This is a genomic window from Streptomyces sp. NPDC054961, assembly GCF_053609145.1.
In genome coordinates, this window is record NZ_JBSGWY010000004.1 from 46,415 (window position 1) to 56,079 (window position 9,665).

Annotated in this window: 15 protein-coding genes; 5 read left to right on the forward strand and 10 right to left on the reverse strand. The window is 73.7% G+C overall.

Annotation, left to right across the window (positions count from 1 at the left end):
• Positions 1–163: 163 nt before the first annotated feature.
• The 7 genes from ACWF9Z_RS06040 to ACWF9Z_RS06070 form a co-directional block, all read right to left on the reverse strand.
• Positions 164–319 carry a DUF6131 family protein gene (locus ACWF9Z_RS06040; protein WP_330294304.1) on the reverse strand — a complete coding sequence of 52 codons (156 nt, stop codon included), beginning with the start codon at positions 317–319 and terminating at the stop codon, positions 164–166.
• A gap of 118 nt (positions 320–437) precedes the next feature.
• Positions 438–1,391 (reverse strand): iron-containing redox enzyme family protein, encoded by a 954-nt coding sequence (locus ACWF9Z_RS06045; RefSeq protein WP_453597933.1) that lies wholly within the window; start codon positions 1,389–1,391, stop codon positions 438–440.
• 143 nt (positions 1,392–1,534) lie between these two features.
• Positions 1,535–1,795 (reverse strand): CDGSH iron-sulfur domain-containing protein, encoded by a 261-nt coding sequence (locus tag ACWF9Z_RS06050; protein ID WP_453597935.1) that lies wholly within the window; start codon positions 1,793–1,795, stop codon positions 1,535–1,537.
• Entirely contained in the window at positions 1,779–2,465 is a 687-nt protein-coding gene (locus tag ACWF9Z_RS06055; protein WP_453597937.1) for a HemK2/MTQ2 family protein methyltransferase, read from the reverse strand. Before ACWF9Z_RS06055 ends, ACWF9Z_RS06050 begins: the two co-directional genes overlap by 17 nt.
• A gap of 216 nt (positions 2,466–2,681) precedes the next feature.
• Positions 2,682–3,056, reverse strand: a complete 375-nt coding sequence (locus ACWF9Z_RS06060; RefSeq protein WP_453597939.1) for a PRC-barrel domain-containing protein — start codon at positions 3,054–3,056, stop codon at positions 2,682–2,684.
• Between the two features lie 130 nt (positions 3,057–3,186).
• The gene (locus ACWF9Z_RS06065) at positions 3,187–3,603 is read right to left on the reverse strand and encodes a WhiB family transcriptional regulator (protein WP_453597941.1); all 417 of its coding nucleotides are present in this window, start codon (positions 3,601–3,603) and stop codon (positions 3,187–3,189) included.
• Between the two features lie 2 nt (positions 3,604–3,605).
• Positions 3,606–3,932 carry a hypothetical protein gene (locus ACWF9Z_RS06070; protein ID WP_453597943.1) on the reverse strand — a complete coding sequence of 109 codons (327 nt, stop codon included), beginning with the start codon at positions 3,930–3,932 and terminating at the stop codon, positions 3,606–3,608.
• A 434-nt stretch (positions 3,933–4,366) separates the two neighbouring features.
• Here ACWF9Z_RS06070 and ACWF9Z_RS06075 point away from each other — a divergent pair, with 434 nt between their 5' ends.
• Positions 4,367–4,771 (forward strand): STAS domain-containing protein, encoded by a 405-nt coding sequence (locus tag ACWF9Z_RS06075; protein WP_356661532.1) that lies wholly within the window; start codon positions 4,367–4,369, stop codon positions 4,769–4,771.
• Between the two features lie 177 nt (positions 4,772–4,948).
• Positions 4,949–5,440, forward strand: a complete 492-nt coding sequence (locus ACWF9Z_RS06080; protein WP_453597945.1) for a DUF5133 domain-containing protein — start codon at positions 4,949–4,951, stop codon at positions 5,438–5,440.
• Positions 5,441–5,506: 66 nt separating this feature from the next.
• Here the strand turns inward: ACWF9Z_RS06080 and ACWF9Z_RS06085 are convergent, their stop codons facing one another.
• Positions 5,507–6,352, reverse strand: coding sequence for a class II glutamine amidotransferase (locus ACWF9Z_RS06085; RefSeq protein ID WP_453597947.1), 846 nt, complete (start codon positions 6,350–6,352; stop codon positions 5,507–5,509).
• A gap of 401 nt (positions 6,353–6,753) precedes the next feature.
• Between ACWF9Z_RS06085 and ACWF9Z_RS06090 the strand changes: the two genes are divergently transcribed.
• Positions 6,754–7,149 (forward strand): hypothetical protein, encoded by a 396-nt coding sequence (locus tag ACWF9Z_RS06090; RefSeq protein ID WP_453597949.1) that lies wholly within the window; start codon positions 6,754–6,756, stop codon positions 7,147–7,149.
• Positions 7,150–7,251: 102 nt separating this feature from the next.
• Here the strand turns inward: ACWF9Z_RS06090 and ACWF9Z_RS06095 are convergent, their stop codons facing one another.
• A complete protein-coding gene (locus ACWF9Z_RS06095; RefSeq protein ID WP_453598325.1) occupies positions 7,252–7,434 on the reverse strand; it encodes a hypothetical protein in 183 nt (60 codons plus the stop codon).
• 195 nt (positions 7,435–7,629) lie between these two features.
• Here ACWF9Z_RS06095 and ACWF9Z_RS06100 point away from each other — a divergent pair, with 195 nt between their 5' ends.
• Positions 7,630–8,859, forward strand: a complete 1,230-nt coding sequence (locus ACWF9Z_RS06100; RefSeq protein ID WP_453597951.1) for an FUSC family protein — start codon at positions 7,630–7,632, stop codon at positions 8,857–8,859.
• A gap of 84 nt (positions 8,860–8,943) precedes the next feature.
• On the forward strand, positions 8,944–9,132 hold the full coding sequence (locus tag ACWF9Z_RS06105; RefSeq protein ID WP_453597953.1) for a DUF6381 family protein: 189 nt from the start codon (positions 8,944–8,946) through the stop codon (positions 9,130–9,132).
• A gap of 72 nt (positions 9,133–9,204) precedes the next feature.
• Here the strand turns inward: ACWF9Z_RS06105 and ACWF9Z_RS06110 are convergent, their stop codons facing one another.
• Complete coding sequence (locus ACWF9Z_RS06110) at positions 9,205–9,471, reverse strand: DUF4235 domain-containing protein (protein WP_453598305.1); 267 nt, start codon at positions 9,469–9,471, stop codon at positions 9,205–9,207.
• Positions 9,472–9,665 lie beyond the last annotated feature (194 nt).

Below are 9,665 nucleotides of genomic sequence, written 5' to 3' on the forward strand. Positions count from 1 at the left end.
GTGGGGGTCGGTTTTTGTGTTGCTTCGCGGCGCCCCCCCCCCCGCGGCGCCGGGGGGGGGGGGGCCGGGGCGCGCCCGCCCCCCCCCCCTTCTCGTCGTATCGGCCTCGTCGTGGCGGCCGTGTCGTGTCGGCCGCGTACCGCTTTCGGCCGTGGCCCCGCGCCTACCAGTAGTGGCGTCGGCCGCCGACCGCGTGCCCGACCGAGCCCAGGATCCACAGCACCGCACCCACCACGAGCAGGATGATCCCGATGGTCCACAGAATGGAGATTCCGGTCAGAAAGCCGATGAGCAGAAGAATGAGCCCGGCAAAGAGCATGATGTCCTCGTTCTCGTGTGGGGAATGCGGCGGACCGGTTGGATCCGCCGTGGTGCCGTGGATCGCGTCTACCCTCCAACCCCGTCTTTATCTGGGCGGCGGTCCGATCCCTGCGGGCCTATCGCCACGCCGGCGAACGGGGCGGGCGGAGCGCGCTGCGCCCCTGGTCCCAGGCCCCGCGGAGGTGGTCCGCGAGACGGTCCTCCAGCAGGACGGTGGCCGCGCAACCGAACGCGATGTCCTCCTCGAGGGCGGGTTCGTCGGCCAGGAGGCCTCCGATGACCTCGTGGCGGACGACCTGTTCGTGGACGGCGTCGGCCTCCACGTGCTCGGTGTAGAAGAGTGCGGCGGCGGGCCCCGCGCCGCAGCGCCGCAGCGCCTTGGCCAGGCGCCTGGACCCGGGCGACGAGGTGACCTCGACGCACGCGAAATGGCCGACGAGAGCGCCGCGCAGGGCGCGGTGGAGCCCGAAGAGGGACATGAGGTTCACGGTCGCGAGCAGGGGCGCCGGCGCACGGTCCAGGTAGCGGCCGTACGCGGGGTCCAGCTCCAGGTCGGTCATGAGGTCCGCGAAGAGCCGTGCGTGGACGCGGTCGGCGCGGCCGGCGCCGAACTCGTCGTACTCGATGGCGGCCATCGCGGCCTTGGCCCGTCCCCTGAGCCGGGGGATGACCCAGGCGTGCGGGTCCGCCTCCTTGAGGTGGTAGAGGGAGCGCAGGGCGGCGTACTCGCGCAACTGCCAGAGTTCGCCCTCGGTTTCGAGGTGGTGGCTGAGGCTGCCGGAGAGGTCCGCGGGCTCGACGAGGAGCGGCGCGAAGGCCTCCTCGACCGATCGGGGCGCGTCGGGCAGTTCGGTGCGCAGGGCGTGCAGGAAACGGGTTTCCATGGCCTGGCGCAGTCGCAGCAGCTCCGGATCCCATTCGCGATCGTCGTCCACGCCCTCGAAGCCCCGGTAGTGCAGCTCGTACAGCAGGTACAGCGCGAGCTGGAGGTCCTCTCCCCACGGATCCGCCTTCAGCACGGACCCGACGGCGTACACCGGTGAACTGCCGGAGCGCAGGGCCCGCGTCACGGCGCGGGACAGCTCGCCACGGCCCTCGACGAGGCGGGGCCCGGCGGCCGGCGCGACCGTACTCGGGCTCGGGCCGGCACTCGGGCTCGGGCCGGCACTCGGGCTCGGGCTGGGACTCGGGCTCGGGCTCGGGCGGGGAGGGGTCATCGCGGGTTCCTGTCCTCGGGTGGCGGTGCGGCCCGCTCACGGCGGCGGTGGCTGGTGTCGCACCAGGGGTACGTACGGCTGCGGCGGCAGGTGCACACCGCGACCATGAAGCGGTCGGACCGGGCGACCGTCCCGTCGTCCAGGACGATCTCGACCGGTCCCTCGACCAGGACCGGTCCTCGCGGTTCCACGGACACCCGGCGGGCGCCCGCCCGCGCGGAGGCCGGGTCGGCGGCACTGTCAGAGGGCCTGGGCACGGATGATCACCAGCTCTTCCCACTCCTCGGCTTCGGCCGCCAGGCCCTGCCGTTCCAGCCACGCCCGCCGCGAACGCAGGACCGGGCCCCACGGCACGGAGGTCCGCGCCGTGATCCCCGCGGCCAGTCCCGCCCCGGTCAGCCGGCCGACGGTCTCCTCGGGCCCGCACATCGCCGAATGCACCATGAGCAGGACTCCGCCGGACCGCAGCAGGGGCCGGGCGCCCGCACAGATCCGGTCGATGACACGGCGCCCGTCGAGGCCCGCGTCCCAGGCCCGCTCCGGCCCGCGCGAGGGCAGCCGGGCCGCGGCGGCCGGGACGTACGGCGGGTTGGCGACGACCAGGTCGAAGCTGCGCCCGGAGGTGCGTGCGGCGAAGTCGCCGTGCAGGACCCGCAGGGGCACGCGGTGGCGCAACGCGTTCAGCCACGCCGTGGTCACAGCGGGCCACGAGACGTCGACCGCCGTGACCCGGGCTCCCCTGCCCGCGGCGTGCAGGGCCAGTGCGCCGGTGCCCGTACCGATCTCCAGCGCGTCCGTCCGGGCGCCGATGTCCTCCCGGGACAGCGCCTCGGCCAGGAAGCGGGTATCGGCCTGCGGCTGGTAGACGCCCGGCAGCGCGATCAGCCCGCCGGGCAGCACATCCGAGGTCAGCACCGTGGGGGACACTTTTTACCTCCGCGAGCGAATGCCGCCCCGGCTCCTCGGGGCGGGACGCGTTCCTGCACGACACGGTGCGGCTGCCCCGCCGGATGCGCCCCATCCGCACCTGCGCCGATCTTCAGAGGAACAGACGGAAACCACGGACGACGACGTGGTGCGTCCGGTCAGGGGGAAGGGGCCCGGACTCGTCGAGTCCGGACCCCTTCCCCCTGACGCACCACGTCAGACGATGCGGCCGCCGTAGGGGCCACGGGCACCCGTGGAGTAGTACGTGCCGAGCTCCGCCCGGTACTCGGCGTCGGCGAGGTGCTTGTCACGGTGGAACTCCGGGGCGTCCTTGATCTGCTCCTTCGTGGCGTCGACGTAGACCTTCTCCTCGCCCGCGTCGATCCGGACCACGGTGCTCGCCGGGAGGAGGACCTCCTTGCCGAAGATCCAGATCCCGGTGTCGACGACGAGGTAGGCGTCACCGACCTCGTAGGAGTGCTTGTCGACCTTGCCGATGTCGCCGTCGGTCGCCTCCACCTTGTAGCCGGTCAGATCGGCGCCCGCGAGGTGGTCGACGGCCGACTGGTAGCTCCACACATGCTCGGTCACGCGAACAGCTCCTCAGGTCACGGGGAGGGGACCGGCAGGGATGGTCCCTGAGGTCTCTCCCACCCCTTCTCGATGGCGTGGGCGTGGCATCGGCGCCCCGCCCGGACTCGGCTTCCCCTCCCCCGGCAGTTCATTCGCCGGGGGTGGTACCTCGAGCGGCGGACCGCCGCCCCGGCCAGGGCTCCTCCGCGGCCCGCAGGCCGCGTCGCTCCCGCCCGGTGAGGCCGCCCCAGATCCCGGACGGCTCCGGCGCCTTCAACGCGTGCCGCAGGCAGTCCCGCTGCACCGGGCACAACGCGCAGACCTCCCTGGCCGCCGCGTCCCGGCGCCCGGGGTCACGGTCCCGATCGCCAGCTGGCCGGAAGAAGAGGCGCGCGCCCAGCCCGTGGCAGGCGGCCTCCTCCTGCCATCGCCCGTCGCCCTCGGCGAGAGCCGGCAGCCGCGACGCGTTTCCCACCTCGGAACCTCCAACGGACACAGGGTCCGCGCGCGAGTCCGGACGCGCGGTCCCCTCCCGTATGACCCGCCCGCGGTACGTGAAACGCACGTCTACTTCTGGTGCCGCGCCCGCCTCACCCGGCGGACGAGCAGGGCCGTGGCCAGTACACCGGCGGCGGCGATCGCCGGGCGGCGGCCGCCCCGCCCCCTGACCGCGGCCCAGGGCGACTTCGCCCGGCCGAAGCGGGGGTTCCCGTGCCCGGCGAGCCGTCCGGCCCGGGAAGCGGCGCCGCGCACCTGGGCCGCGGTGCGGACCGCCCGGTCACGGACGGGATCGGGCGTCTTGTGCTCCACGAGGCGCACGACGTGCGCGGCCGTGTCCCGTATCCGGCCGGTGGCCCGCAGGACCGTGCCGCCGGCTGAGGCTGTCCTTGTCATCGGGGTGCCCTTCCTTCGAGTCGTCCGTGGCCGCCCGGGCGGGAGCGCCGTCGGGTCTGACCGTCACGTTGCGCGGATACCCGGCAACGGGCCGTTCACCCAGGCGAGTTCGGGGTGCGACCGGGCGGACCCCCACGCGACCTGACCACGGCTGGCCGTCGTCACAGGCCGAGGTCGAACCACTTCTCCTCGACGACGGACACGTCCAGACCGGCGAAGGAATCGTCGACGACCGCGTTGCCGGATCCCGCACCGATGACGACCAGATCGTGCTCACGCATGCCGTCAGGCTACGAGGCCGGGACCGGGCCGTCGCCCTGCGAACCTTTCCGGCCACAGCACTAGGGCGTGCCGTACGGGGCCCGGCCGTCGCCGGCGCGAGGATAAGGGCCTCGGGCCCGGGATCGCTGCCGGGCCGTGAAAGAAGGGGCACCGTGACTGCTTCGTTGACCATCGAGACCGAACGCCGCGGCACTACCGTGCTGATCAGTGTCATCGGGGACCTGGACGCGGCCGCCGCATCCGCGCTGCACCAGGCCCTGCGCGACATCACCACCGACACCACAGCCCTGATGATCGACCTGCACCACGTGCGGTACATGGACACCGCCGGCCTGCTCCTCCTGCTGGATCTGCACCGGCGCGCCGAATGCCTCGGCCTGCGGGTCCTGGCCGTCGGCTGGCAGCCCCAGCCCCAGCAGCTCATGGCCACCGTCGCCGGGATCCGGGGACCCGGCTCGGCCACCGGAGAGCGGTACGCGCTGGCCGGATTCCGCCATCTGATCGAAGGCCGCGCCGAACGGGCCCGCGCTCTCGACCTCGAGGCCTCCCGCACCTGACGGGCCCGCCTGTCCGACCGACGGGAACCGCGGCGCCTCCCGGGCGGAGCCGGTCCGGGCGGACGGGCGCGAGGTTCGCCCGGATGGGTCGTTTGACGTGCCGGACGACCCAAAAGGGGCATACCTTGCGTATTCACCCGATCGCTCCTCGCGGCCTTGGATTGAAGGGCTCCTCCCATGTCTCACACAGCGGACGCTCAGGTCGCTCCGGGCAGACCACTCCTCGCCCGGCCGACGGCCGCATCGGCCGTGGGGATGCTGATGGCCACCACCCCGTGCTCCGTCCGCGACGCGGAACAGATCCTGGCGGCGGCCGCGGACCTCGCCGACGTGAACGTGCTGGACCTGGCGGCGGCGATCACCGCCGGCCCCGGCGCGGGAGCCGTACCGGTCCGTCTGGAACGAGCCCTGCGCCAGGCCGTCCGGGCCGCACGCGCTCCGGCCCGGGTGAGGACGCCGCCGGCGGGGCTCCAGCCGAACCGCGAACGGGCCGAGGAGGTCCTCTCGCGCCTCCGCGGCTGCCAGGCCCGCCTGCTGGCCACGCCGGCCGACCCCGGCGCCCTGCGGGCCATGGACGACGCGGCGTACACGCTGTGCGTCCTCATGGGACGTCCCACCGCACACGGAGCGGTGCTGGCGGCGGAGGAACTCCTGGCGGCGCCGGCCTGACGCCCCGGGCGCGGGCGCCAGGCGCCGGCGCCGTGGAGCCCGGTGCCGGTGCCGGTGCCGGTGGGGCTAGGGGAGCTCGGGGACGAAGGGCAGGTAGTCCGACTCCGCGTCGGACGGAATCACCACGTAGCTGGCCTCGGGGACCTCGTTCCACACGCCCGGCAGGTCCCCGAGCGGCTCGGACACCACGATGCGGGTCGCGTCGGAGATCTCGCGGAGGTACTCCAGCTCCAGCTCCGGGTGGAGGTGGCGCACGGTCTCGGCGCGGCCGCTGTAGAACAGCGAGCGGGACTCGCCCCGGCTGGAGTAGCGGAAGGCCCAGACCCGCTCGCCGTCGCTCACCGCCACCGTCATCTGGAGCGGTTCCGGTACGCCGTGCTCCTTGCCGAGCCGTTCCACCAGCCCAGCCATCCTGGCGACCGCACCCGGGACGTCCTGGTCGAGGCCGTAGGTGACCGCCAGGTAGAACATCACCTCGGAGTCGGTGGACCCCTCGATGGACGGGAAGAGGGCCGGGTCGACGGCCATGCAGAGGTCCCGCTGCAGCCTCGGGAACTCCGCGATGGCCCCGTTGTGCATCCACAGCCAGCGGCCGTGCCGGAACGGGTGGCAGTTGGTCTGCTGGACGGCGGAACCCGTCGAGGCGCGGACGTGCGCGAAGAAGAGGGTGGAACGGACGTGCGCGGCGAGCTCGCGCAGGTTGCGGTTGTTCCAGGCCGGGGCGATGTCCCGGAAGACCGCCGGTGTGCCGTCGCCGTCGGCGCTGTACCAGCCGATGCCGAAGCCGTCGCCGTTGGTCGATTCGACACCCATCCGGGCATGGAGGCTCTGATTGATCAGAGAGTGCTCCGGGCGGTACAGCACGGCGTCGAGCAGCATGGGTGAACCCGAGTAGGCGAGCCAGCGGCACATGCGCACCATCTCCTTTCCGCTTCGTTCGCGGCCGGCTCCGAGCCTAACCCGGCCTCCCGCCCCTGCTGCCGCGCCGGGCCGCGGAGACGGTCGTGCGGGTGTCCCGAGGACCGGGAGGCCCGGCCGGCGAGAGGGCCGCGGACCGGACCCGCGCGGTACCTCCGGAGCCTCGGCGCGCTTGGCGGGCGTCCCGCCAACTCACCGTAGGGGAAAGGGAGTTCTACCTCCGACCGGCCGGTACGATGCCACGGGCGACGGGAGAGCGGGCTCGAGACCGAGGCTGCCGGGAGCGTACGGGTGCCCACCGGCGCCCGCGCCCGTACGCGGGCCATGGCCCGCCGGCCCGGACGAAGGCACGGACAAGCACCCGCGCGTCCGGGCGCGGGGCTACGCTCGGCACGGTGGAACGAGCAGAGGTACTCAAGCGAGTCATCGGCATCCTGACCGAGGCCCAGGACGTCCGCCGGGCAGCCGAGAACGGCCACGAGGACCCGGACGGCGGATACGCCGACGAGGCCGGTGACCACCCGGAGGAGACGGCCGGGGTGGCCACGATGCTCCTCAACGAGATGCTGCCGTCGATCAGCGTGCCGGCCGACGCCTCTCCGCAGCAGGTGGCCGCGCTGGTGGCCCAGGCCCTCGGCCCGGCCCTGCACACCATGGTCTCCGGATTCAGCCTGGCGTTCACCAGCCTCGCGATCGCGCACGACAGCGGCCGGACGGACGTCTCCGCGCTCGAGGTCCTCCGGGAACTCGCCCTCGAGGTCGAGGCGGGGGTCTACGACCAAGGCCCGTAGGAAGGGGCCGCGGGCGGACCGCGGCCCCCCGCCCCCCGGCAGCATCCGGCTCAGGTCCCGCGCCGCCGGCCCCCGCCGCCGGCCCGCCCCCGGCCCGCGTGCTCAGCCCGCGTCGTCGCGTTCGCGCGCCATCCTCTCCTCCTGCATCCGCCGCACTTCCTCGGGGCTCTTGCCCGAGACCGGCTTGCTGGCCTCGGGGTGTACCGGGTCCGGACCGGGGTGCTCCTGCATCTGCTCCTCGCGGCCCTTTCCCGGCTCCTGGCGCTTGGCCTCCATGCCGTCCACGGCTGCTCCTCTCCCACGGGACCGGTCGGGTCCCCACGACTCGTACCGCGCGCCTACCCGCGTCACGGAGCCGTAGACGAGCGGGCCGGGGAATCGACCGCCGCGGCCGCGCCGCGGCCGCCGTCGAGGTGAGGGAGGGGAGAAAGGACGGCCCGCCATGCGTCAGCCGGTGGCGTCGTGGGCAGGTGCCCCGACATGCCGGAAATGATCAACAAGCTCGTCACCCGCGTCGCGCGGAGCCGTCGCGAGCCGGTCGCCGTCCAGGCCCTGCGCTCCACGGCGGCGGCCGTCATCAGCTACGTCGTCGCCCTGCGCCTGAGCAGTGAGCCGAACCCGCTGACCGCCCCGCTGACCGCCCTGCTCGTCGTCCAGGTCACCCTGTACTCCACGCTGACCACCAGCATCCGCAGGGTGAACGCCGTGGTCGTCGGCGTCCTGATCGCGATCGGTTTCAGCGTGCTGGTGGGCCTCACCTGGTGGAGCCTCGGCCTGCTCATCCTGGCCTCCCTGGTGGTGGGCCGCCTGGTCCGGGTCGACGAGTTCGTCCCCGAGGTCGCGATCAGCGCCATGCTCGTCCTCGGTGTCACCCAGGTCACGGACACCGCCTGGGACCGCGTCCTGGAAACGGTCATCGGCGCGGTGGTCGGGCTGCTGGTCAACCTGCTCCTCGCGCCACCCCTCTGGGTCGGCCCGGCGGGTACCGCGATCACCGACCTCGCGCTGCGCATGAGCCGCCTGCTCGCCCACCTCGGCGAGGAACCCCTCGGACCGGCCAGGGTCGAACAGGCCGCGGCCCGGCTGTACGAGGCGCGGCGCCTCGACAACGACATCGCGCAGGTCGACGCCGCCCTGCGACAGGCCGAGGACAGCCTCCGGCTCAATCCGCGGGTCAAGGAGGGTCTGCTCTTCAGGCTGGTGCTGCGCACCGGCCTCGACACCCTGGAGATCTGCGCCGTGGTGCTCCGCGTGGCCTGCCGCACCCTGACCGACCTGGCCAAGGCCCGCCCCGACGGCCCGTTCTTCGACGCCGGGACCACGGCCGCGCTCCAGCAGGTGCTGCGCCACACCGCGATCGCCGTGGAGAGCTTCGCCCAGCTGATCACCGCACAGGTCAGCGCCAACGCCGAGGAGGCCGAGGCCCGGCTGACCGGGGAGCTGGCCGTGGCCCGGGACCACCGCGACCGGCTCGCGGAGCTGCTGCGGGCCTCCGCCCGCGAGGATCCGGCGCACTGGCAGCTGCACGGCGCGCTGCTCGCCGAGATCGACCGGGTCCTCGACGAGCTGGACGTCGACACACGGTCCCAGCGCCTGCTGGAGGAACTGGACCGCCACGCCCGCACGCGGAGCACGGGCGGGTTGCGCGGCCGGCTCCGGGGCGCACTGCCGGGGCTGCCGGGGAGGGACAGGGGTGAGGGTGCGCAGTGAAGTGACCAGGCGCGGTGCGGTGGCGGGTGGACGCCCCCACTGCTTGGCTGGAGGGGCCCGCCTCCCCCGAACCGAGGATTGATCATGAGCGGCGAGAACCAGCCGAGCGAGCGAGCCCGGCAGATGCGCGACAAGGCCCAGGAGCTGGAGCAGGCGGCGCAGCACGCCGCCGATCCCGCGGAGCGGCAGCGGCTGACGGAGAAAGCCCTGCACATCCGGGCGAAGAGCGAGCAGGAGAACGGCCGGGGCAGCGGCACCATGGACCCCATGTAGGCACGGGGCACGCGGCCGGCGCCGCGCCCGGCCGCGTCGGCCCCGTACCGGCGCGGCCGACACCTCGCGGGTTCACCCGGGCCAGGTGCCCGTCACCCGCCGGGTCGCCACGGCCCCCGACCGGTCGACGGCGGCCTTGACGACGGCGAAGATCGCGCCCTGGAGAGCGGCGGCGACGAGGACCTCCTTCCAGGAGCGGTCCTCGTCCGTGGCGCCGGGAGCATCGCCCTCCCCCTCGATGACCTTCCAGGCCTGCTTGAACGCCATCCCGGCGATCATGCCGCTGAGGGCGCCGAGAGCCATTCCGACCGGCTTGTACCCGATCTCGGATGCCTTCACCTTGTCACTCACCTTCTCCTTCGCTCGGTCGCTCCCCCTCGCGTCCACGCCCTTGCCGCGGGTCAGAGCCGCAGGTGAGGGCGCCGGCGTGAGCGGGTCGAACGCGTGAGGGGGGGGGGGGGGGGGGGGGGGGGGGGCCCCCCCCCCCCGGGGGGGGGGGGGGGGGCGGCGCCGGCGGGCCCCCCCCCCCCTCT